This window comes from Domibacillus sp. PGB-M46 (genome assembly GCF_022668875.1).
In the GTDB taxonomy this organism is placed as follows: domain Bacteria; phylum Bacillota; class Bacilli; order Bacillales; family Domibacillaceae; genus Domibacillus.
Map to the genome: position 1 here is coordinate 65,758 of NZ_JAKGCR010000015.1, position 22,448 is coordinate 88,205.

Sequence of the window (22,448 nt, forward strand, 5' to 3'; positions counted from 1 at the left end):
TATAAAAAGAGGCGGCTTTTTTGACGTTAAAGCTGAACGGTTTTTGAGCTGGCGGATTTTCTTGGCCGGGCAGCGTGAAACCATTGCGCACAAAACAGAATGACCAGGATAAGGTCAACTGCATCTCCACCGTAATACATGAGCATGCTGCCCATTTCTGCCTGAGCGGAAGAAACACCGGCTGGGGGATGCGCATAAAGAAATTTGGATAAAATGCTGTGCCCGGCCAGTGCGAGTATAAGAACAGCAGCCCGGAAGTGAAAAGACCTGCGGTGGGGCGCCGGGTCAATGCAAAGAATAGAAGAAAAAAATACGTAACCAGCCAAAAACACATGGAAATGAACAAACATATGAATCAGCACATTTTCCTGCATGTGTGCATACAAGCTAGTTGTATAAAGCAGCCAAAGTCCGCCGATGTTTAACACGAACGCTGTTATAGGATCTATGGCAAAGCGAAGCAGCCGGCTTTGAAGCAGCCGGGACACGCGCCGCGCCTGCTCTACAGGCAGTGTCCGCAAAATCAGCGTGATGGGCGCGGCCAGCACCATAAAAAGAGGAGCCAGCATGCCAAGAAGCAGATGGCCGGCCATATGGGCGATAAAATTCATATGGGCTTTTTCCGCCAAAGGACCGATAACCGCTGCCAGGGAGCAAAGGATGCCGCCTATCCATAAAAGGGTGCGGAAAAGCGGCCAGGATGAATAGCGGCGGCTCGAGTGAAAAGCGGCCCAGGCGTATAAAAGAAGTGCAGCCAAAAAAGGTAAAGCGAGCCAAAGGGAGGCAGACAGAGCGGTCTGCATATGATGCTCATTGTGCATTCCGTCCACCTTTTTTCGTGCGGAAAGCAAGAGCCGCTCCAATTACCATTATTAAAACGGCGGTCGTATTCCAAACAAGGTCATATATCCATACATTCTCTACGTAACGAATTTGGTGAAGGCGCATAAGCTTGTGCTGAACGGTACCGTCGTAAAGCTGGAATATACCGGCACCCAGCAGCACCCCGCCGATCCACTTTTTTAAGAGAAGACCCTTCCGGCGGCGCAGATCCGCAAACAGAAACAGCCCGCCTACAGTAGCGAACCAGCTGAACGCATGAAAAAAGCCGTCAGAAACGAGCCCGGCGCTTGTGGTGGATTTGTCGTAAAAGTGATGCCAGTGAAGCAGCTGGTGAAAAACAGCTTCATCAAAAAAAGCAACAAAGCCAATGCCAAATAAAAAGCCGGACCAGAGATTACGCCTGGGAAAATGGGAAGATCTGCGGTCTTCCTTGGATTGGACAGCCATAGAAAACTCCTTTCTGCCGTTCGTGTAATCAGTCTATCTGTTTTTGTTGTACCCATACACTGGAAGGTTCATTCTTTTATACGGTAAATTATTTCTTCTGAAATGAACCATATATCTATCAGAAGAATAAAAGAGAATGATATAATAAAAATATTCTGAAATTAAAAAGGGTGAAAAAATGGCGCTTCTTCACTGTCAATTCTACTCCGACGTTTTACAATTAAGCACATCCATGACGGTTATTCTTCCCCAGCAAACCCACTCACAGATCGGTATGCAAAGCAAAAAGACCAGCAGTAAACATCAGACACTTTATTTGCTTCATGGACTGAGTGATGATGATACGATCTGGACACGCCGGACCTCTATCGAACGGTATGCAGCACCGCTCGGACTTGCTGTTGTGATGCCGCAGGTTCACCATAGCTTTTATACGGACATGGCGTACGGAAGCCGGTACTGGACGTTTTTAACAGAAGAACTGCCGGCCATAGCACAATCTTTTTTTCCGTTATCCGATGCCCGGGAGGATAATTTTGTCGCGGGGCTTTCAATGGGAGGCTACGGGGCGTTGAAATGGGCGCTGTCACAGCCGGAGCGGTTTAGCGCAGCAGCCAGTTTGTCCGGGGCAGTCGATATTGTAAGCCGGGTGGAAGAGGGAAGCCGTGACCGTTTGTTTGAACTTGTTTTTGGAGACGGGCGGGTAGCCGGCACGAAGCATGATTTGTTCACACTGCTGGAAACAGCACAGCACGCCCCCGAAAAGCCGGCCCTGTATCAATGCTGCGGCACAGAAGACTTCTTGTATGAAGACAACCTCCGTTTTAAAGAAGCATGTGACAAAACATTTTTTGATGTAACGGCACAATTTGATTCGGGATCGCATGAGTGGGGCTATTGGGACCGGAAAATTCAAGATGTGCTCCACTGGCTGCCACTGAAAAACTAACTGCATGGGGGGAAAGCTATGTCAACAGCACGCGTTATAACTGGAATTTGGAGAAAGCATGAAGAAACAAAAGAAAATCCGAAAGAATCCTCGCTTAAAACCCGCTATTACCGGAAAAGCCGCGAGTCGCTCATTAATGACATAAAGAAGGTTGTTCAAAACGGTAAGTTCGCCGGGTGGGCGCTGTTGAATGAAGACGTAGTGAGGGGAGAAATCATGCTTGAAAAAGGAGCATATGGCATGGTTATCACCATTTACAACATTACGCCGATGCAATCTGCCATTGACGTCTACTGCTCAAAAGAAGGAATGCTTGGCGACTTTGGAAACAGCTATCGGTACATTCTTGAATTTTTCAACGCCCTCCGGACAGAAGCAGAGCCGGAATCCTAAAAAAGCAGCTGGGTAAAGCCCAGCTGTTTTTTTGTGTCCTTGCATGGAGATTTAAATAAGCGCTACAATGTACGAAATTAGAATCAAAGAAAGAAGGAAGCAGGATGGCAACCATTTTAGATGTAGCGAAGAGAGCCGGTTTATCGAAAACAACCGTATCCCGTGTAATCAACAATCAAGATTATGTATCCGAAGAAAACCGTGCCCTTGTGCTGCAGGCGATGAAAGAACTCGATTATCATCCAAACCCGGCTGCCAGAAGATTAAGAGGACAGCTGACGATGACGATTGGGGTTGTGGTTCCAGCTGTTACCGACCCCTTTTTCGCTTCTTTAACCGCAGCTGTTGAGCAAACGGCGTATGAAAAGGGCTATAGAACGATGATATGCCAGAGCAGCGGAGACAAAGAAAAAGAACGGCTTTTTTTAAATCTGCTGAAAACAAAGCAGGCAGATGGTATGATCATAGCCGCTTTAGAAAACGATTGGAAGGACATTCAGCCGTTTACGAAGCACGGCCCGATTGTACTGTGCAACGAAGATATTCCCGAACCGTCTGTTCCGGTTATTAAGTTTGATCAATTAAGTGGCACGTATGCAGGCATTAAACATTTGATTCAACAAGGGCATCAAAGAATTGGTTATTGCACCGGCGCTCTTTTTGCTGAAAAAGGAAGAGACAAGGATCGCAACCAGGGCTACCAAAAAGCAATGGCAGAAGCAGGACTCTCTATTAATCCTGCCTGGATCTTCGTCGATCGGCATACAACCGAGGATGGAAAGCAGCTGCTTACTCATGTTATGAGTATGGAAGATCGGCCTACTGCTGTTTTTACGGGAAGCGATGACATTGCCGCTGGCATGATCACACAAGCAAACGAGCAGGGAGTCCGCGTTCCAGAAGATCTGGCGATTATGGGTTTTGGCAACCAGCCGATAGCTCAGTGGATCACTCCGGCATTAACAACAATCCAACAGCCTGCTGATGGAATGGGTCAAAAAGCGACCCAGGTCATATTAGAGCTTCTTCACAATAACCAGGCAGAGATGGAGCCATACGAGCTGCCGAGTGACATTATTGTTCGAAAATCTACTTAATTGCGGGGTTTTTTCCCGCAATTTTTTAAAAAACAGTATGGGAACGATACCAACGCTGATTTTATAGGGGTTATATTTTTAAAAATAGTTTATTCCAATTTATTGAAAAAGGGAGTAAAAGAGCCGAAAAACAGCCTCTGGTAACGATACCAGACGCGGAAATACAGGTTTTAAAATAGTTTTATAACTAGAAATGCGGTTTTTTCATAAAAGGGCTGGAGAGAAGGTCTGTTTCCTGAAAAATGAGCTTTTTCTCGTACAATTAAAATAGTGGACATTCTTTGGGGGAATACGTACATAATGAGAAAGAGATCGAGATGATATTGAGGTGACGGAATCATGTATAAAGCAATTGTTTTAGATTTGGATGGAACAACATTAACGGAATTTAACACGGTGAACGATACACTGACCGACTATGTGGCAGAACTTCGGCAAAGCGGCATGCTCGTGTTTATTGCTACGGGCAGGACGTTAAAAGAAGCAAGGGATGTGCTGCCGCCGCGTTTTAAAGTAGACGGCATCGTGACAGCCAACGGCATGTCCGCTTTTTTAGGCGAGAAACAAATTTCACAGCACGCACTGCCGCCGGAACTGGTGCGGAAACTGGCCTTGAAGGCAGGAGAATGGGGCATTTATTATGAAATTCATCCGAACGAGGGAGCGCGGACGGCACTTGAGAAAGACCGGGCGGTTATGACAGAGATTGCAACAGAGCCGAAGCCTGAAGCCGTTCACGAGAATGAATGGCTGTCCCGCCAGGAAGCGGTTCAGTCTAAGATCCAGTGGACGAGTGAGCTGCATGCCGAGAATGCAGCGAAGATTTACTTTTTCAGCCGGGACAAAGCGGTAATGGATGGATGGAAGGCAGAGCTGGAACAGGTAAAAACAGATATCGCTTTTACGACTGCTTCGTCTACACACCATAATGTGGAGGTAACAGTAGAAGGAGTTTCAAAAGCAACGGGTGTGAAAAAGCTGCTTGATCACTTTCGTTTAAAGAGAGAAGAGATACTGGCAGTAGGTGACGGAGAAAATGATCTGCCGCTTTTTGAGCTGGCCGGTTATTGCGTGGCCATGAAAAACGCCACCGATTTTGTGAAACAGAAGGCGGATGAAGTAACGGAGTTTTCCTATAAAGAAGATGGACTGTACCGATTTTTAAAGAAAAAGCTGAGCTGAAATGTAAATGGGAACATGAGGGAAAAGCCAGCTATTTTTCTCGCTATATAAGTTGGATAAAGGATTTTATATACTACTTTTCAGAAAAAGCGTATTAGAACAGCGCTTAGCCCGGGCAATGGGACATCCGCATTTGCAGGGCTGCGCGTTTCATGGGGCAGTTGATAAGTTCACCTTCACCGGCCTCACCGCTCTGCGGCTCCGTCGCCCGTTAGTCGAGTGTACGCTCCGCGTCTGCCGCCTTTGCGGAGAGGAAAAACAGCAAGTGTCAAACATGCTTGTTTTTCTTCTCTTATCAAAAAGAAGAAAGAGTCTGTATCTATTCATTCGTGATCGCTTCTTTCCTAAAAGCTACGGGCGGAGGGATGCGGCGGAGACTACTGCGGGACGAGCGGACAGGCTGAAACGAGCAGCGCGAAGCGGCGGCTGGTTCAGCGTTCGCCCTGCAGGAAAGCGCAGCCGCCAGCCTGCAGCCCATTACACTTCTTTTCTAAAAGGAATTCGATAATAAACCGCGGGTTCAAAAGGTTTAATTCAACTTATATAAGCTATAATAGAAAAAATGATTTATATTCAAGCAAAGGCTCAAAAAAGCGTGAATGATGGCCGCCAGACAGCAGGCCTTCATTCACGCTTTTCGGTTAAGAAAGAAAAACAGCTCCGTAAATAAGTGAAGACAGGACGACCAGGCCGGGATGGATTTTTCTTTTTTCCATCAGCCAGTAGCTGCCCGCCGCCAGAATGAAAATATGCAAAGGGCTGATTTGAACGTATGAGTCGAAAAAAGCTTGAAACGCCATCACGCCAAGTAAAACAGCAATGGTCGGCTTTACATAAGCGGTCATTCGTTTTACACGCGGGGAGGTCCGGTTTTTATACAAAATGCCCATTAAAGAGATCATTAATAGAAGAGAAGGCAGTACGGTAGCCAGCACTGCCAGTACGGCACCCAGCCAGCCTCCTTCCTGGAAGCCGATATAACCGCCCATCTTCGTGGCGATGGGGCCGGGCAGTGCATTTCCCATTGCGAAAGCTTCGTTAAATTCCTGTACGGTCATCCACCCATAGCGGTCCACAACTTCTTTTTGAATAAGCGGGATTGTAGCTGGGCCGCCGCCGTAGCCGAGCAGATTCGTCATGAAAAATACCCAGAAAATATGTAAATAAATCATGCGGGCCGTCCTTTCTTTTTGTCAGCTGTTTTATCTTTAACCGGCCTAAAGAAAGCAAACAGCAGCAAAGCGGCAATTAAAATGGCAGGATGAACATGAAGAAACTCAATCAATAAAAGTCCAATTACAACATGAACAGCGACCGTTCCCCACTTCAAGCCTTTCATCGAGCTTTGAAGAAAATCTTTTGTCAACACGGCCAGCATAATGCCGACGACGGGCAAAACGCCCCTTGTCATTCCCTGCACCCAGGCCAGGTCTTTAAAAGCAGTTAAGGTCGTCAGCAGAAAAATCATTAATAAAATGGTCGGCAGAATGGTCGCTAAAATGGCATTGATCGTGCCGAGTACCCCGCCGACCCGGTATCCAATATAACCGGCCATTTTGGTATTAATGGGGCCTGGAAGCGTGTTGCCAATCGCTAAAATGTCTCCAAATTCTTCATTATCCATCCATTTAAACCGCTCGACCACTTCTTTTTGAACAAGTGGGATGGTCGTCGGGCCGCCGCCGTAGCCGAGCATGCTGCTGCGGAAAAAAGCGATAAAAATATCGAGCTGCTTCATAAAAACATCCTTTCTATCATCGTAGTGGAAGTGAAACACGTTCAGAACAGATTTTGTATTATCAAACCAATTGTATTGTTTAGTCCATATTAACATTCGGATAGTAATAAAAAAAGATAAAACGATTACGTTTCGAAGAAAATCTATGGGAGATTTTCTGCCGCAAATGAACAAGAAGTGGTTTTTTTTCTTTATGCTGTTCCTATCAATTTATGAAAAGGGGCACCGTACATGAAAAAAACACATCCTGCAGTTGTTATTTTTCTTTTTTTCCTTGGCTGGGTCTTTATGTATGCAGACCGGAATATTCTTTCACCTGTTATGGGAAGTATCGGCGAAGAGTGGAGCCTTGATAAATCGCAGCTTGGCTTAATGTCAACGGTGTTTTTCGCTGCTTATGCTGCGATGCAGATTCCAACCGGCTTTTTGGCAGACAAGTTTGGCCGTGTAAAAGTGCTCGTCATTGGCTATCTACTGTTTGGAGTGGCCACTTATTTAAGCGGGGTGGCGACAACCTTTCTTATATTTTTAATGATGCGCGCGCTGACGGGGCTTGGAGAAGGAACGTATTACGGCTCCCAATATGGTATTTCTTCCACCATTACACCTAAAAAATACCGGGGCCTTGTATCGGCCCTGATCAACAGCGGGATGGCCTTCGGTATTTCACTTGGTTTTATGGCGTCCAGTTATTTTACGTACACCTTAAATAAAGGATGGCAGTATCCGTTTTACGTGTTTGCGGTACCGACTATTATCGTTGCCATTTTAATTGCGGTTTTTGTACGGGATGATACACATAAGAGAAAAGAAGCATCAGCGAAAAAAGCAGAAAAACTGGATATGAAAAAACTGTTTACGAAAAATCATATTCTTGTTTATGTGCTTATTTTCTGCTCGCTTTATGGATTCTTCGGCATGCTCACATGGCTGCCTTACTATTTGCAGACGGTCAGAGGCGTAGAAGCTTCCCAGACAGGCATCATAGCTTCATTGGTGCCATGGGCTTCCATTCCAGGCGCTATCTTATTTGGCTTTTTGTCCGATAAAATTAAAAACAGAAAGCCGTTGATTATTTCACTGGCACTGGCCGGGGCTATCTGTCAATTCGCCATTCCATATACGGAAAACTACTCGCTTTTGCTTGTAGGTCTTGCCCTGTACGGACTGCTTGGAAAACTGGCACTGGATCCAGTGCTGATCTCGTATATGGCTGATATTACACCGCCTTCTATGTATTCAAGAGTGTACGGTTTTTTTAACTTCAGCGGCATGCTGTCTTCAATTTTTGCTCCCTACATTACCGGCTTTTTTGCAGATGTGACCGGGAAATTGGAGTTTGGTTTTTATTTATCAGGGGCACTGCTTATTTTCGGAGCGATTATGTTCCTGTTTACCGATCATAAAGGCAGCCAGGAACAAGAAGATCAAGAATTTACAGAAAGCGAGAAAGTGGTGTAAAGAAGGGAGACAACAAAAAAAGAGGCTGCCGGGGCAGGCAGCCTCTTTTTCATATGTGAAAATCGTTTGCTATTGATTACAGTTTCATGCCCATTCGGCTTTTGTACCGTTTAATTAAAATCTGGCAGTCAACACTTACGACGCCCTGAAGCGGATACAGCTTTTCTGCCAAAAAGCGCTCCATCTCCTGATTGTCAGTAAAAATCCCATGCATATGAAGCTTGCTGGGACCGGTCATATGATACAAGCTTGTCACAGCCGGTTCATTTTGAAGGTGGTCAGCCACTTTTTCTAAAAATTGAGGCTCTACTTCTACATTGAAAAAAGCAGATACGTGCATACCGATCTTTGCCGGATTAATGACGGTTGTGAATTTTTCAATGACACCCTGCTCCATTAAGTTATTAATTCTGGCTTGAACAGCAACACGGGAGAGGTCCACTTGCTTTGCGATGTCCGTGTAGGAAATGCGGCTGTTTTCATGCAGAATAGACAAAATATGTTTGTCTATTTCGTCAATATTCAAGTCGGGAATGCTGTATTTTGATAACATACTGTGTCAGCTCCATTATAAAAGTAGTGCGCGTTTAGTGTATCACGATCTGTTTATGTGTATAAACCTTTAAGCAGAAAAAGACCGACCGCCAGCTTCTATCATAGTGGAACAAGAAAAAAGAATACACCCGTTTGGCAGGTTTTCTGTCCATAAAAAAAGAACTTGCCTGAGCAGTTTCTTTCAATATAGACAAAGTCTTTGCTTTTAAAAAAAGAGCCGATAAGTGAAGCCGCCGGACTTCGCGTTCTACGGGCAGGCGGGAGCCTCCTCGGCTGCGCCTGCGGGGTCTCCCGACTCACTGTACTTCCCGCAGGAGTCTTCGTCCGGCAGGCTTCACTAAGTAGTGTTGAAGATCCACAAGCATGGACTAAATAGACATGTCTCTTTTTTAAACAGAAAGATATGACCTATACAATCTTGTCGCAAGCCACTTGGCGGCGGGAGGGCGGTGCAGACTCCTATGGGACGAGCGGGCAGCTGAGACCGGTGAAGCCACGAGGAGAAATCGGACTCAGCGCCTGCCCCATGGAAAGCGGAGCTGCCTGGACGCCGCCGATCCGTCCTATTCATGTGCACAGTCATCCATATCATTTGGCTACAAACTGAAAAAAGAACCTGCCCAGGCAGGTTCTCCTTTTTTATAAAAATCGCTGGCGCACTTCCGGTGATGGAAGCATACAGTGGTCGCTTTTTTTGCCAAACCATTTGTACCGGTTTGCCGCCACATAATCATATACGAGGTTGCGAAGCGGTGCTGGAACGGCTACCAGCGCATAAAGCAATTTCCATGCTCCATCCAGGCGGCGGGCTACCCTTAAAGCAGCAGTTGATTTAATATAAGCCTGTCCATCCTCTACAAGCACAAAACTATCAAGGTCTTCCGGTATATTGTGCTCTTTTAGCAGCTTTTGGCCGACATCACTTTGAAGTGATGCGTAATTAAAATAGCCTTTGGAATCACGCTGTATAATAAATTGAACGCTGGCATCGCAAAAATTACAATCCCCGTCGAATAAAACGATTGCTGTCATGATTAAATTCCTCCTCATTTAAGCAGTCTGCTCTTATTAGTCTAACCGATTTTCCCCCTCTTCAAACTATAGACCAGAATGGAGATGATTCAGGACAAAAGTTTAATTAAAAAATACTCATTATTTTTCCGTTAAAGTTTATGGAGCATCCAAAAAGGGGACTTAAGTAATGTTCGCTGTTTTTAGTGTTTATTTTTGATAAAAAGGAGTATATACATATGCGGGAAAGCTGTATGGAATGCCGGGTTCCCATTCGATTTTATGAACCGGGCCGCCTGTTTATTTCAAATGAGAAAGAGTGGTCATTTATCGATTTTCAAACGATGAAAGAAGCGGAGAAAAAGCTTCAAACTGTCCAGGAGAAGCAGGAAGGGACGTTAATAGGCGGGATTGGGCGCCCGGATGACGAGGCGCCGCTTCGCACCGCACCCATTGGAGAAGTGGCAGAATGGTTTTCTCACCAGGAAGTGATCCGTGTCATTGAAAAGGGCCAATTTGTCAGCTTTCTCCAGCCGGTTGTTGACGCAGGCACCGGCAGCATATACGGGTATGAATCGCTTCTGCGGACGAACAAAGAAGCTTCAATCCCGCCGGGCCGTCTGTTTGCTGCCGCTCAAAAGCTGGGTATGCACTCCTACTTGGATAAGCAGGCAAGAGAAAGTGCCATCATTGCCCGTAAAAAATACATTCGAAATGGACAGAAAAGCTTTATTAACTTTTTGCCTTCCACCATTTACAATCCGGAATTCTGCCTGCAGCATACGTTTCGGATTATCGAAAAATACAATGTAAATCCTGGCGATCTTGTGTTTGAAGTGGTTGAAACGGAGAAGATAGAAGATATTGAGCACCTAAGAAAAGTGCTGAATGTTTATAAGCAAGAAGGCATTAAAGTAGCGCTTGATGACGTTGGGGCCGGCTTTTCCACGATTGAAATGCTTGAGAAGCTAAAGCCGGACTACATTAAAATTGACCGTACGCACGTCTCGTTTTGTGATCAGGACGGGGATAAACAATTATTTATTGAAAGAGCGCTGAAAACGGCGTCAAATCTGGGAATTAAAACACTCGCAGAAGGCATTGAGCGCAAAGAAGAATATGAGTATTGTCTTGCGGCAGGCATCCCGCTTGTGCAAGGATATTACTTTGGAAAGCCCTCTGCAGAACCTGCAGTGGGTTAAAAGAAAAACCGTCCGGCTTAAGAGCTGTTGGACGGTTTTTTGAGTGGCTGGCTAAATACGAACACGCCTGCTACAAGAGGAAAGCCGGTCCCTATGAAGCCTTGCGGCGGGGAAAGAGCAAGAGCGCCGGTTACGAAAGAACCTCCCACCACGCCAAGTGAGCTTTATTTAACCGAAGTGTTTTGAAAATACAGAGTTTAAAAACTTTACATGACGGTGAATATTTTCCTTTCGATTGGGTAATTATTACTAAAAGGCTAAAAAGAAAAGTCATGCAAAGGAAGTGACAGCCATGGGAATAGCAGCAGATCGGTGTATTTTTAAGCAGGAGCTCACGTTGTTGTACATGGACTATGCACGCTGCCACAACGGCGCTATCAAAAAACAAATTGCCAAAGACATTGAATTGCTTCAAAAAGCGATCGCGCTTATTTTATAGAAAAAAGCATCCGGCTTTCATCGGATGCTTGAGGCTGCCGACAAAGTCGACAGTCTTTTTTTATATTGAATGAGCGATCAAGATTTTGTGTTGTTTTAGTCAAAGGTCAACTAAACAAGCTAAAATAAAAAGACGAAACCCCCATTTTCGCAGAAGTTCTTTTCGAAAATAGGGTTTGTCTAAACTCTGAAGCATCCGGCTTTCACCGGATGCTTTTTTATTTGCTTTTTGCCTTCTTAGCAGATGATTTTTTCGCAGAACTGCTTTTGCCTCCGCCGGATGATTGAGCGGAAGGAGCAATAGACAGTGCTTTGTCTGCTTTCTCAAGATCGTGTGTGACCTGCTCTTCTATGTCATACGCATGATACATTTCATTATCAATCATATACTGGGCCATTTTATCATGCAGGTCAATTGCGTTATCAAGTTCTCGACGCAGCAGCTGCTTCACTTCTGGCGTAGCCGTTTCTGTAATGGCTACGGCTAAATTTCGTACACCGGCTTTAGCTGTAATAAGAAAATCAGTCGCGATGGCCAGGTCGTCGAGTACCACATCTTTTTCATTTTTTTTTGCCATCCATGCTTACCTGCCTTTCGCTGTTTGTTTTTGGTCGTCTTCGAGCACAGACTGCAAATCTTTAATCGCTTTTTTAGAAAGCTTAATATCTTCCTTCAGCAATTTTTTCAGATTTGAATCCTTGACAAGGTCAAGCATGGCGGTGCTTTTTGTCAAGCAGGCTGTTTTAAATAAAAGAACTTCATGAACTTCCAGCTTCTCATGCATTGCTAACGATTTGGCCATGCTCATCACTCCTTTTTATTTATCGGTTGCTTTTCCGTCTAAATCATGGTGAATCGCAGTCGGAGGAACAGCCGGCATCGGTTTTTGACCTTGCGGCGCTGGATCTTTTAAATAAACATAGTCACCGGTTCCATCTGGTGCACTGCCTTTTGCCCAGCGTCCTTCGGCAGATTCCGATCCTTCTGAAAGATCCCAGAACTCAAACGCGTGCGGCTGTGCTTCCTGCTCTGCTTCTGGAGGGAAGGAGGCCGGCACGGCTACGCCGTTTTTCTCTTCCAGCTCCGCAATGGCTTCCATCCATTGATATTGGTGATAGCGGTCACGGGCGAGCATTTTACGGAATACAGCCCGGACGCCTTCGTCTTTTGTCATATGGTATAGGCGTGCAACCTGCAGGCGCCCTTGAGATTCAGCGTGCAGATTAGAGCGCATATCGGCAAGCAGGTTGCCGCTCGCTACAATATAGTTTCCGTTCCACGGTACACCGTTTGAGTTGGTTGGCAGGCCGCCAAGTCCGCTCACAAGCAAGTGCTGCGGATTAATACCGCCCATAATGGCAGCGATGGCGGGGTCTTCCGCTGCTTCGGCCTGTGCTTCTGGCGATGCCCCGTCTAGAAGCTGGCTGATCAGGGCACAAAGCATTTCGACGTGGCCGATTTCTTCTGTACCGATATCCATCAGCATATCCTTATACTTTTCTTCTCCCCGGCAGTTAAAGCCCTGGAACAAATATTGCATCATGACCGTCATTTCTCCAAACTGGCCGCCGAGCACCTCTTGAATCTGGCGGGCAAGCAGCGGGTCTGGACGTTCTACTTTTACTTCAAACTGTAATTCTTTCTGGTGACGGAACATCAAAAAATCCTCCTTCAGCATAATAGAATGTTGTGTCTTTATTTGTCGTACCCTTCTTTTCTGCTCCAGAATCCTTAAGTCGAAAAAATAGGAAAAAAATCACTTGCATGAACAAGTGATAAGTTAATTAGAATTGCATGAACATTGTGAAAGAAAGGTAACCATGATAGAGTGAAAGTGTACATAAGAATTGGAGGGACTCTGTTATGCCATTGCTTCGTTTTGATGTCATTGAAGGAAGAACGGAAGAAGAGCTGAAAGGGCTGCTTGATGCGGCTCACCGGGGGATGCTCAGAGCATTTCAAGTACCGGAACGTGACCGCTATCAAATCGTTCACCAGCATCCGGCTCATGAAATGATTATTGAAGACACTGGACTTGGGTTTGAACGGTCAAAAGATGTCGTGGTAATCAGTATTGTAAGCAAGCAAAGAACCGAAGAACAAAAACAGAAGCTGTATCAGTACATGGTAGAAGAGTTGCAGGAAAGCTGCGGGATCGATCCAAAAGACGTCATGATTTCTCTTTCCATCAATGGAGATGCCGATTGGAGCTTCGGCTTTGGCAAAGCGCAGTTTTTAACAGGTGATCTTTAACCGGCCATCCATTTCAGATACTTTCTGAAATGGATTTTTTAATTGCTTTTTAAAAGCGGGTTTTGCCCTTTTTAAGGGATCGAGCCGGAAGTGGCGGAAATGACCGATCCGTATATAAATAAACAAAATTATTTATTATAAGAAGAAGTACAAACAGGCTCTTTTTTGTCAGCGCTGACAAAAAAGAGCCTGTTTTTTTAAATAAAAAATTATTTGCAACCATATTTTTTTCCGAGTAAAATATGAAAAACTAGTGAGAGAATTCACAAATGCCGACAGAACAGAAAAAATAAAGGGGGAAGCGGCATGACAAATGCACTAAAAAAATTGATCGAAACAGCACAGCGCCCGGAGGAAGCGGATATTATTATTCAAAACGGGACATTGGTAGACGTTTTTTCACTTGAAACGTTTCAAGCGGATGTTGCGATCAAAGATGGCTGCATTGTCGGCATCGGCACGTATCCGAAAGGAAAAAAGATCGTAGATGCGTCGGGCAAGTATGTGATGCCGGGCTTTATCGACGGCCATATCCATATTGAATCAACGATGGTGACACCGTCGGAGTTTTCGCGGGCTCTTATTAAACACGGCGTGACGACCGTTGTAACAGACCCACATGAAATTGCCAATGTGGCGGGACGAGTTGGCATCGACTTTATGCTGGAGGATGCAGCCGGGACAGATGTTGATATTTTAATGAAGCTGCCTTCCTGTGTACCGGCAACCCCGTTTGAGCAGAACGGTGCCACGTTAACGGCGGATGACCTGCGCCCATACCTGCCTCACAAAAATGTGATCGGCCTGGCAGAAGTTATGGATTATCCTTCTGTTTTAAATGGAGATACAGGCATGCTTGCCAAAATTGAGATGACAACGGAAGCAAATTTAACTGTAGACGGTCATGCGGCGGGATTGCCGGATGCAGCGTTGAACGTTTACAGCACAGCCGGCATCCGCAACGATCATGAAGCCGTAACAGCAGAGGAGGCGGTTTCGCGTGTACGCCGGGGGATGCATGTTCTTGTACGGGAAGGGTCGGCTGCTAAAGACCTGCTTGCCCTCCTGCCGGCTATTCATGAGCGGAACAGCAGCCGGTTTTCTTTTTGTACAGATGATAAACATTTGGATGAGCTGGCTGAAGAAGGGACCGTTAATTTTGCAGCACGCCTGGCAATCGAGCATGGGCTCGATCCACTGATTGCCATTCAAATGGCGACGATCAATAATGCGGTATGCCACGGCTTGAAAAATAAAGGAGCTATTGCTCCTGGATACACAGCAGATATTTTGATCACGGCCAGCTTGAAGACACTCCAGCCGGAAACGATTATAAAGGACGGCCGGGTGCTGGATCTAGCTGCTTCTGAAAGCCTCCGTGCTGCCGTGCCAGAATCGGTTCAATCATCGCTTAATATAAAAAAGGTTACGAAAGAATCCTTGCAGATTCCACTGAAGGACGGACAAAAAGCCATGATCATCGGCGTTGTACCGGGACGGATTATTACAAATAAAATAGAAGCTGATGTCAAAGTAGAAAATGGCTTTTTCGTGCCGGATGCAGCGCGCGATCAGCTGAAAATTGTGGTGTGTGAGCGCCACCATGCAACCGGCAGCATCGGCGCAGGTATCGTCAGCGGGCTCGGACTGAAGCGGGGTGCGATTGCGTCAACTGTCGCACATGATTCACATAACCTGGTCGCAGCCGGAACAAATGATGAAGACATTTTGGCAGCCATTGAAGCGTCAGAGCGCATGCAGGGCGGCCTTGTGATTGTAGAAAGCGGAAAGGTTCTGGCATCAGTTCCTCTTCGTGTCGGCGGCATTATGTCAGAAAAGCCGTATGAAGAAGTGATCGAGGAGCTGCACCATCTGCACGAACAGCTGTCTCTTGTAGCGGAGGAGTCACAAAATATTTTTATGATTTTATCTTTCCTGTGCCTGCCCGTTATTCCAAGCTTAAAGCTGACAGACAAAGGATTGTTTGATGTAGATGCTTTCCGTCATATTGAAGTAGGAATTCCGGAGTGACGCCATTTACAGAAGACGTCGTTCGTGTACTTAAAAGTATTCCAGAAGGTGTTGTTGTCACATATGGGCAGGTAGCACGCCTGGCCGGAAGTCCTCGTGCTGCCCGCCAGGTAGTCCGCATTTTGCATTCGATGGGTGAGAAACATAACCTGCCCTGGTACCGGGTTGTAAATGCCCGGGGTGAAATAAATGTGCCGGGTGAAGAAGCAAAAGCCGAACAGCGCCGCCGTTTGAGGGAAGAAGGCGTTTCTTTTACAGAAGATGGGCGTGTCAATTGGAATAAAATAACTGAAAAAGCGGATCATCCAAAAAAGGGCTGATCCGCTTTTTTGGCTGTTTACAAGCCTGCCCGGCAGCACCCTTTTTTTGGTATAGTTGAAGTAGAAAAGTATGGAAGTTGAAGTTTGGCAAAAGGGGCGCAAAAACATGAAAAAAGGGTTATTCGTTTGCTTGTACGGTGTTTTATTCACCGCTTCTGTTTATCTTTACAGCCATGTTTATTCCCGGCCAGCCGTTGAAGATGCAGGGCGTCTTCTGCCTGCGCAGGTGAAAACAATTGAACGGGCAGATGGCGAACAAACGTTGAAGAAAATTGTACAGGAAGCAAACCGTACGGGGACTCAGCTGACGATTGCAGGAATGCAGCACAGCCAGGGCGGACAGACCTACTATCCGGGAGCCGTTATGATTGATATGAAACCTTTTAATAACGTTATTGACTTTGATCCGGAGGAAAAATGGATTACTGTTCAAAGCGGAGCGACATGGGATGATATCCAGCGGTACATTAATCCTTACGGCCTTTCCGTAAAAGTGATGCAATCCCAAAACATTTTTACGGTTGGCGGCTCATTAAGCGTGAATGTACATGGCCGGGATATTCGGAACGAGGCCCTTATCACGACAGTAAAATCATTTCGGCTGTTAAAACCGGACGGCACCATTATCCGCGTCAGCAGAGAGGAAAATGCAGAATGGTTTCCTTACGTGATTGGCGGCTACGGCTTATTTGGCATTATTTTAGATGCTACGCTTTCTTTGACGGAAGATGAACTGTATCAAAAAAGAACGAGAGAACTTGATTATCGAGACTACACCCGCTATTTTGGGCAGCAGGTAAAAGAAAATGAAGCGGTAAAAATGCATTTGGCACGTATTTCGGTCGCCCCTTCTTCTTTTCTGCGCAGCATGTATGTAACAGATTATATAAAAGCCCAAAATCAGGACATGCTGACAAGCTATAAAGAGTTGAAGGAAGAGCGGATTGTGGCGCTGCCAAAGCTTTTCCTCGGCTTGTCCCGTTACAGTGAATGGGGAAAAGAGACGTTTTGGGATATTCAAAAGCAGTATATGCTTCAAGAAGATGGTTCACTTGAATCGAGAAATAACGTCATGCGTTCGGAAACGGATTTTATGGACTATGAAAGCGGCGAGAGAACCGAAGTGCTGCAGGAGTACTTTATTCCGACAGATGAATTTGCTTCTTATATCGATGATATGCGGAACCTTCTTGAGAAAAAAGACAAGTTTAACCTTTTGAACATTACCATCCGCTACGTAGAAAAAAATGATCAGGCTGTTTTGTCTTATGCAAAGGAAGACATGTTTGCACTTGTACTTTTAATCAATCAAGGAAGGTCAAAGCAGGAGGTGGAGCAGTCAAAAGCGGTTATACAGGAAATGATTGATGTCACCTTGAACCACCGCGGCAGCTATTACCTGCCCTATTACTCCTTTCCAACGAAGGAACAGCTGAGGAAAGCATATCCGCTTGCTCCTGCTTTTTTTAAGAAAAAGCAGGAGATGGATCCAAAGAAGCGGTTTACAAACTATTTTTATGAGGAGTATCAACAATGAATTATCGTCGGTTTGTCACGTCTCAAAGTCTCGTTTTAATGGCAGGAAGCATGATTTTTCCATTTTATGTTTTGCTGCTGAGGAATGTGGGGGACAGCTACTCACAATTTGGCTGGGCGTACGGCCTTTTTGCATTAACGTCTGCCCTCGCTTATCCGGTGATTGGAAAGGCGGCCGATCGATTAGGGGACCGGGTCCTGCTCATTTTTTATTCAATGGCCATGGCTGTGCTGCTGCTGTTTTTCCCGCTTGCCACAAGCGTATGGCAGGTATATGGTCTTCAAGTGTGCATGGGGGTGCTGGGTGCTGTGCAAAAAAACACTGAAAAAGCGGCCTTGGCCCGGCATGCAGACCAAGGTCAGGCCGGCGCCGATATAGGCCGCTATCACTTCTGGACCTCTATTGCCGCAGCCGCGGCGGTCATCTTTACCGGTTACCTCGTTGATTTTTTAACGATTGCCACCATTTTCTATCTGGCATCTCTTATGTACGTTATGAGTGGATTCATCATATGGAAAGAGCCGAAAACCGGCTGATGATATCAAACCCTTTTGCTTATAGGTGCAATGCCGCTGTTAGAACAAGCAGATGAAAGATTTGGCCTACAATAATCCCAAGCCAGCCCGATTCCGGTCTCCAGGCTTTCATAATAGTCCGCAGCCACCAGGCAGCAAGGATTCGTCGGTCAATGATTACATGAGTGAGGAAAATAAAAGCGATAGCCAGCGGAGAGAGGCCGCTAAACGTCAGCCGGGGAAACTGGGAAACAAGAATGTGTAGCAGTCGAAAGTCGCTTTTTTAACGAACTGAATGAAATGGACTTCGTTATTAAAGTCGGATTGTTTACGGGGCCGACGATCGCGGTCAACGCGAATGGCCTGCTTGATTATTTTGGCTATACTGTAAATACAGGTGCACGTATTCAGCAGCAAAGCGAAGGCGGCGATATTATAGTCAGTAGCCAGGAATGGCAACGGGAATCGTTTGCCGGGATCGCGAAGGAATTTTCATTCAGTGCGAAAAGCACGGCTAAAAAATGATCTGGCATTCAAGACAAAGTGCAAATTATGCAGCTCACGACTATACCAGGGGCTGGTACATGTGCGGTTTCTTAAGACCGGATGATGGAGGACTGATTATGGATATTAAATTGAAAGATTATATCAGCATTTTTATTCACCAAACAGATTTAAAAATCACAAACTGTGTAAAAGAACGCCTTGCCCCATTTCAGCTCGCCCCGGAGCAAAATTTAATTATGATGCTGCTTTGGGAGCGGGACGGACGGACTCAGCAGGAGTTGTCCGAGCAGCTTGAAAAGGACAAAACAAATATTACCCGCATGGTATCAAGCCTTGAGCAAAAAGGGTTTATTAAACGGGTGACCGAAGCCGGCGACCGGCGTTCCGTACGGATTTTTCTTACTGAAACCGGCACAGCTCTTCAAGATGACGTGATACCGGTTGTTGAAGCCTTTCATCGTGCTGTTACAGAAGGCATTACAGCAAAAGAGCTGGAGGAAGTGCGCAGAATTTTAACAAAAATGCGGACCAATATGAAATAAAAAAGTCCGCACTAAATAGTTGCTATAGCAACTAAGTGTGTGATACAATTCTTTTAGTGATTAAAAGTAACAAAATAACTGGAGGAAACAAAAATGACAAACGTTTTATTTGTAAAAGCCAATTCACGCCCAGCGGACCAAGCAGTGAGCGTGCAGCTATATAATGCATTTTTAGAGGCGTACCGCGCCGAGCACCCGGCGGATACGATCACAGAATTAGATCTTTTTGCAGAAAACCTTCCGTACTACGACAACGATAAAATTAACGGCATGTTCAAATTAGCCCGCGGGATGGAATTAACGGAAAGTGAAAAAGCAGCAACAGGACTTGTTACAAAATATTTGAATCAATTTTTGGAAGCAGACAAAGTAGTTTTCGCATTCCCTCTTTGGAACTTCACGATTCCAGCTGTTCTTCACACATACCTTGATTACCTAGGCCAGGCGGGGCAGACGTTTAAATATACGGCAGAAGGCCCAGTCGGTCTTTTACAGGATAAAAAAGTGATGCTTTTAAATGCGCGCGGCGGTGTTTATTCAGAAGGCCCAGCGGCAGACCTTGAAATGTCGGCAAAATATGTACAAACCATTATGGCTTTCTGGGGCGTAGAAGATGTACAGACTATTGTCATTGAGGGACATAATCAATTCCCGGACCGTTCAGCAGAAATCATTGCAGACGGTATTAAGCTCGCAGCGGAAGCGGCGCGGACATTTTAATTCATGAGGCTGTTCCTTTAATAGGAACAGCTGAGACTGTCGACAGTGTCGACAGTCTTTTTTATGAAAGTTTTCAACGTCGAAACCGGCAGGGACTTTTCGGGAAATATCATTTCTTAAAAAGAGCCGATAGGGGAAGACGGCCGGACTTCGCGCACCTTTGAGCGTTGCGGGAGCCTGCTCGGTGCACACGCCTATGGGTAAAAAGATTTTCCGTAAAAAGGAAATGAAAACATTTTCTTTTTTGAATCGCTTGCTTATTTTTTGAAAAGCTGTTATGATAAATGAGAATTATTTTTGTTCGAGAGGTACAAGTGCTGTAAAAGCTTATTGTCTTGATATTGCTTTGAGCAGGAATAGTATTATTTTGTGCAGATGCACAACGGGAGGCAACATAACATGGAACAAGGTAAAGTAAAATGGTTTAACGCAGAAAAAGGTTTCGGCTTCATCGAGCGCGAAGCTGGAGACGACGTATTCGTTCATTTCTCAGCAATTCAAGGCGAAGGCTACAAAACTCTTGACGAAGGTCAAGAAGTAACATTCGAAGTTGAACAAGGACAACGTGGTCCTCAAGCAACTAACGTACAAAAAGCATAATTTTATATAACATCATAAAAAGGCAGCCTCTTTGAGGCTGCCTTTTTTGTTTGCTCGCTTGGGCGGATGTTCCTGTTCCATGACGGGCAAAAAAAGCGTTCCATAAAAAAGCCTGCCCCATAAACGTCAGGCTTAGTTATTAAAAAAGTTTTCCGTGAAGTAAGGCTGGTTTTCGCCGTTTAGCGCAACCCCTACTCCTAAGTAGTGGAAATCACCATTTAAAATATTTTTTCGATGGCCGGCGGAGTTCATTAAGCCCTCGTGTGCAAAAATACTGCTGAATTGCCCATAAGCAAGGTTTTCACCGGCAGTTGTAAAGTGAATACGGTCTTCCTCCATCCGGTCAAATGGTGACTGGCCTTCAAGGTTTGTATGATCAAAATACACATGCTGAGCCATATCCTGGCTGTGCTCCCGTGCCGTGCCACTGACCGGATCATCCCATGTGAGTACCGGCAGTCCGTGCACAACCCGGGCGGCGTTTGTCACATCAAACAGCTGGTATTCAAACCCTTTGCGCAGTGCCGGACTGTTTTCACCGTACATGCCCTTTTTTTCCGCTTCTAGATCTTCATCTAAAATAAGAATAGCTGTAACGGTATCCTGTTCATGTACATCATAAAAAATGGTTACATAGCTGTCGTCCATATGGTAGTAATCATGTTCATTTGTTTCATTTAAGATATAATACGTCAGCCCTTTACGCATTTTATCCATTGGTTCGCCAAGCTTTTCACGGACATTTTCTTGAGGTGTATTCAAGGCAATACCGTTTTTCGAGGAAATCAAGTTGTGGTTCGTATAAAGCCCGTTCACGCGGTTTTCTTCGTCATAAGACACCATCAAAAAGTTTTGATAATTTTCGTGATAAGCATACCATTCGGTTCCATACTCATTTTGAGAATGGCGTTTCGGTACTCCGACTTCCTGCTCCACCTTTGAACGGCTGTCCCCAATTTGAATATTGTAAACGGAAAACGTCTGGGATTCCGGAGCAGCCAGCGCCGGCTGTTCAGCTTTCTCTACGGTTTTTGGCGCTATGCCCACGAGGCTTTTTACTTCACTTGTCACTCTATCCACAGTACCAGTTACAGCAGAACTTTTTCTTATGTCTTCCAGCTCGTCACTGATCACGTCCATAAAAGCCAAATTCACATACGGCTCGGCATATTCTTCCCACAGCGGCCGTGTATTAAAAGCCACAACAAGCAGCAACACAACAGATAATAATTTTTTCAATCATTCACACTCCGTTCTTTCTTTATTTTAACGGAAATATGCTTATTTTTCACGCAAAGCGGCAGCAGCTGAGCAGGAAGAGCGTGTGGCCTAAAACGGACCCGGCTTCTTTTAAGCAGTTTAACATATGGATTCGCATCTTTGATAGCAACAGAGTACATTCAAGGAAAACCATAAGGCAGAAAACAAGCTCATTTTTATTAATATAGTTTTTCCATTGGAAGAATCATTATACATAACAGGCAAAAATCATCAGAAGAAAGAGATATAGATTTATATGTGAAAAAATTCACATAATTTTTTAAGTTTTTTATGCAGAAAAATCAGATTGAAAGCGCTATGATAGAGAAAGGAAGTTTTTTATTTTAATGGAGGTACAATAAGCATGGCATACAATAAGTTAATTCGTACGTTAATGATTGAAATTCCATCCGTTCCGGGCAGCCTTGGAAAAGTAGCAACGGCTATCGGGCTGCGTGGCGGTGATATCGGGGAAGTAGAAACGATTAAAGTAGGCCCGGCTTACACGCAGCGGAACATCACCGTGCAGATTGAACAGGAAGATCAGCTTGCAGGCATTATTGAAAGCATCAACGAACTGGAAGGATTCCGCGTGCAGGCGGTATCGGACGAAGTGCTTCGTGCCCACGAAGGCGGCAAAGTACAGATGAAAAGCCGGGTGCCAATCCAGACACTCGCAGACTTGAGCCGCGTGTACACACCAGGGGTTGCGGATGTATGCAAAGTGATTCAGGCAGAGCCGGAAAAAGCAAAAATCTATACAAACATTGGCAACAGTGTGGCCGTTGTCACAGACGGAACGGCCATTTTAGGGCTGGGTGATATCGGCCCGGTTGCCGGCATGCC

The 22,448-nt window shown here is 45.4% G+C and carries 29 protein-coding genes; 19 read left to right on the plus strand and 10 right to left on the minus strand.

Annotated elements, in window-relative coordinates; genetic code table 11:
- Window positions 1-26 precede the first annotated feature (26 nt).
- Window positions 27-821 (minus strand): cytochrome c oxidase assembly protein, encoded by a 795-nt coding sequence (locus L2D08_RS16090; RefSeq protein WP_242235183.1) that lies wholly within the window; start codon window positions 819-821, stop codon window positions 27-29.
- Entirely contained in the window at window positions 811-1,290 is a 480-nt protein-coding gene (locus tag L2D08_RS16095; RefSeq protein ID WP_242235185.1) for a DUF2243 domain-containing protein, read from the minus strand. Before L2D08_RS16095 ends, L2D08_RS16090 begins: the two co-directional genes overlap by 11 nt.
- 178 nt (window positions 1,291-1,468) lie before the next feature.
- Here L2D08_RS16095 and L2D08_RS16100 point away from each other — a divergent pair, with 178 nt between their 5' ends.
- The 5 genes from L2D08_RS16100 to L2D08_RS16120 all read left to right on the plus strand — a co-directional run bounded on the left by L2D08_RS16100 (window position 1,469) and on the right by L2D08_RS16120 (window position 5,419).
- Window positions 1,469-2,239, plus strand: a complete 771-nt coding sequence (locus tag L2D08_RS16100; RefSeq protein ID WP_242235187.1) for an alpha/beta hydrolase — start codon at window positions 1,469-1,471, stop codon at window positions 2,237-2,239.
- 18 nt (window positions 2,240-2,257) lie between these two features.
- Window positions 2,258-2,632 (plus strand): hypothetical protein, encoded by a 375-nt coding sequence (locus tag L2D08_RS16105; protein ID WP_242235189.1) that lies wholly within the window; start codon window positions 2,258-2,260, stop codon window positions 2,630-2,632.
- A gap of 104 nt (window positions 2,633-2,736) precedes the next feature.
- Window positions 2,737-3,729: a LacI family DNA-binding transcriptional regulator gene (locus tag L2D08_RS16110; protein WP_242235190.1), complete on the plus strand. Its 993-nt coding sequence runs from the start codon at window positions 2,737-2,739 to the stop codon at window positions 3,727-3,729.
- Window positions 3,730-4,068: 339 nt separating this feature from the next.
- The gene (locus L2D08_RS16115; protein WP_242235191.1) at window positions 4,069-4,911 is read left to right on the plus strand and encodes an HAD family hydrolase; all 843 of its coding nucleotides are present in this window, start codon (window positions 4,069-4,071) and stop codon (window positions 4,909-4,911) included.
- A 265-nt stretch (window positions 4,912-5,176) separates the two neighbouring features.
- Window positions 5,177-5,419, plus strand: a complete 243-nt coding sequence (locus L2D08_RS16120) for a hypothetical protein (protein WP_242235192.1) — start codon at window positions 5,177-5,179, stop codon at window positions 5,417-5,419.
- Window positions 5,420-5,552: 133 nt separating this feature from the next.
- Here L2D08_RS16120 and L2D08_RS16125 read toward each other — a convergent pair whose 3' ends face one another.
- Both L2D08_RS16125 and L2D08_RS16130 read right to left on the minus strand, forming a co-directional pair.
- Window positions 5,553-6,083, minus strand: coding sequence for a chromate transporter (locus L2D08_RS16125; RefSeq protein ID WP_242235193.1), 531 nt, complete (start codon window positions 6,081-6,083; stop codon window positions 5,553-5,555).
- On the minus strand, window positions 6,080-6,649 hold the full coding sequence (locus tag L2D08_RS16130; RefSeq protein WP_242235196.1) for a chromate transporter: 570 nt from the start codon (window positions 6,647-6,649) through the stop codon (window positions 6,080-6,082). Before L2D08_RS16130 ends, L2D08_RS16125 begins: the two co-directional genes overlap by 4 nt.
- Before the next feature lie 231 nt (window positions 6,650-6,880).
- On the opposite strand from L2D08_RS16130, the gene L2D08_RS16135 reads away from it, so the two are divergent.
- A complete protein-coding gene (locus L2D08_RS16135) occupies window positions 6,881-8,110 on the plus strand; it encodes an MFS transporter (RefSeq protein ID WP_242235198.1) in 1,230 nt (409 codons plus the stop codon).
- Window positions 8,111-8,186: 76 nt separating this feature from the next.
- On the opposite strand, the gene chrS is transcribed toward L2D08_RS16135, so the two are convergent.
- Window positions 8,187-8,663, minus strand: coding sequence for a chromate efflux transcriptional regulator ChrS (gene chrS / locus L2D08_RS16140; protein WP_242235200.1), 477 nt, complete (start codon window positions 8,661-8,663; stop codon window positions 8,187-8,189).
- Window positions 8,664-9,068: 405 nt separating this feature from the next.
- Here chrS and L2D08_RS16145 point away from each other — a divergent pair, with 405 nt between their 5' ends.
- On the plus strand, window positions 9,069-9,272 hold the full coding sequence (locus tag L2D08_RS16145; RefSeq protein WP_242235202.1) for a hypothetical protein: 204 nt from the start codon (window positions 9,069-9,071) through the stop codon (window positions 9,270-9,272).
- Window positions 9,273-9,304: 32 nt separating this feature from the next.
- On the opposite strand, the gene L2D08_RS16150 is transcribed toward L2D08_RS16145, so the two are convergent.
- A complete protein-coding gene (locus L2D08_RS16150; protein ID WP_242235204.1) occupies window positions 9,305-9,697 on the minus strand; it encodes a thiol-disulfide oxidoreductase DCC family protein in 393 nt (130 codons plus the stop codon).
- Between the two features lie 218 nt (window positions 9,698-9,915).
- On the opposite strand from L2D08_RS16150, the gene L2D08_RS16155 reads away from it, so the two are divergent.
- Together L2D08_RS16155 and L2D08_RS16160 are read left to right on the plus strand one after the other, a co-directional pair.
- On the plus strand, window positions 9,916-10,878 hold the full coding sequence (locus L2D08_RS16155; RefSeq protein WP_242235206.1) for an EAL domain-containing protein: 963 nt from the start codon (window positions 9,916-9,918) through the stop codon (window positions 10,876-10,878).
- Between the two features lie 292 nt (window positions 10,879-11,170).
- Window positions 11,171-11,317 carry a hypothetical protein gene (locus L2D08_RS16160; protein ID WP_242235207.1) on the plus strand — a complete coding sequence of 49 codons (147 nt, stop codon included), beginning with the start codon at window positions 11,171-11,173 and terminating at the stop codon, window positions 11,315-11,317.
- A 217-nt stretch (window positions 11,318-11,534) separates the two neighbouring features.
- On the opposite strand, the gene L2D08_RS16165 is transcribed toward L2D08_RS16160, so the two are convergent.
- Genes L2D08_RS16165 through L2D08_RS16175 form a run of 3 tightly spaced genes read right to left on the minus strand, consistent with a single transcriptional unit; the run spans window position 11,535 to window position 12,974 of the window.
- Window positions 11,535-11,894: a spore coat protein gene (locus tag L2D08_RS16165; protein WP_375337599.1), complete on the minus strand. Its 360-nt coding sequence runs from the start codon at window positions 11,892-11,894 to the stop codon at window positions 11,535-11,537.
- 6 nt (window positions 11,895-11,900) lie between these two features.
- Window positions 11,901-12,119 carry a spore coat protein gene (locus L2D08_RS16170; protein ID WP_242235209.1) on the minus strand — a complete coding sequence of 73 codons (219 nt, stop codon included), beginning with the start codon at window positions 12,117-12,119 and terminating at the stop codon, window positions 11,901-11,903.
- 15 nt (window positions 12,120-12,134) lie between these two features.
- Window positions 12,135-12,974 carry a manganese catalase gene (locus tag L2D08_RS16175; RefSeq protein WP_242235211.1) on the minus strand — a complete coding sequence of 280 codons (840 nt, stop codon included), beginning with the start codon at window positions 12,972-12,974 and terminating at the stop codon, window positions 12,135-12,137.
- 206 nt (window positions 12,975-13,180) lie between these two features.
- Between L2D08_RS16175 and L2D08_RS16180 the strand changes: the two genes are divergently transcribed.
- The 9 genes from L2D08_RS16180 to L2D08_RS16220 all read left to right on the plus strand — a co-directional run bounded on the left by L2D08_RS16180 (window position 13,181) and on the right by L2D08_RS16220 (window position 20,342).
- A complete protein-coding gene (locus L2D08_RS16180) occupies window positions 13,181-13,570 on the plus strand; it encodes a tautomerase family protein (protein WP_242235213.1) in 390 nt (129 codons plus the stop codon).
- Window positions 13,571-13,876: 306 nt separating this feature from the next.
- Window positions 13,877-15,601, plus strand: coding sequence for an adenine deaminase (gene ade, locus L2D08_RS16185; protein WP_242235215.1), 1,725 nt, complete (start codon window positions 13,877-13,879; stop codon window positions 15,599-15,601).
- Complete coding sequence (locus tag L2D08_RS16190; RefSeq protein WP_242235218.1) at window positions 15,598-15,921, plus strand: MGMT family protein; 324 nt, start codon at window positions 15,598-15,600, stop codon at window positions 15,919-15,921. Before ade ends, L2D08_RS16190 begins: the two co-directional genes overlap by 4 nt.
- 106 nt (window positions 15,922-16,027) lie before the next feature.
- Window positions 16,028-17,458 carry an FAD-binding oxidoreductase gene (locus L2D08_RS16195; protein WP_242235220.1) on the plus strand — a complete coding sequence of 477 codons (1,431 nt, stop codon included), beginning with the start codon at window positions 16,028-16,030 and terminating at the stop codon, window positions 17,456-17,458.
- The gene (locus L2D08_RS16200) at window positions 17,455-17,994 is read left to right on the plus strand and encodes an MFS transporter (protein WP_242235222.1); all 540 of its coding nucleotides are present in this window, start codon (window positions 17,455-17,457) and stop codon (window positions 17,992-17,994) included. Before L2D08_RS16195 ends, L2D08_RS16200 begins: the two co-directional genes overlap by 4 nt.
- 279 nt (window positions 17,995-18,273) lie before the next feature.
- Window positions 18,274-18,498 (plus strand): adenylate/guanylate cyclase domain-containing protein, encoded by a 225-nt coding sequence (locus L2D08_RS16205; protein WP_242235224.1) that lies wholly within the window; start codon window positions 18,274-18,276, stop codon window positions 18,496-18,498.
- Window positions 18,499-18,596: 98 nt separating this feature from the next.
- The gene (locus L2D08_RS16210; protein WP_242235225.1) at window positions 18,597-19,022 is read left to right on the plus strand and encodes a MarR family winged helix-turn-helix transcriptional regulator; all 426 of its coding nucleotides are present in this window, start codon (window positions 18,597-18,599) and stop codon (window positions 19,020-19,022) included.
- A 93-nt stretch (window positions 19,023-19,115) separates the two neighbouring features.
- Complete coding sequence (locus L2D08_RS16215) at window positions 19,116-19,742, plus strand: FMN-dependent NADH-azoreductase (protein ID WP_242235226.1); 627 nt, start codon at window positions 19,116-19,118, stop codon at window positions 19,740-19,742.
- A 399-nt stretch (window positions 19,743-20,141) separates the two neighbouring features.
- Window positions 20,142-20,342: a cold-shock protein gene (locus L2D08_RS16220; protein ID WP_050183275.1), complete on the plus strand. Its 201-nt coding sequence runs from the start codon at window positions 20,142-20,144 to the stop codon at window positions 20,340-20,342.
- Window positions 20,343-20,474: 132 nt separating this feature from the next.
- Here the strand turns inward: L2D08_RS16220 and L2D08_RS16225 are convergent, their stop codons facing one another.
- On the minus strand, window positions 20,475-21,581 hold the full coding sequence (locus tag L2D08_RS16225; protein WP_242235228.1) for a CAP domain-containing protein: 1,107 nt from the start codon (window positions 21,579-21,581) through the stop codon (window positions 20,475-20,477).
- A gap of 385 nt (window positions 21,582-21,966) precedes the next feature.
- Between L2D08_RS16225 and L2D08_RS16230 the strand changes: the two genes are divergently transcribed.
- On the plus strand, window positions 21,967-22,448 hold a 482-nt coding region (locus L2D08_RS16230), incomplete at its 3' end, for an ACT domain-containing protein (RefSeq protein WP_483863884.1).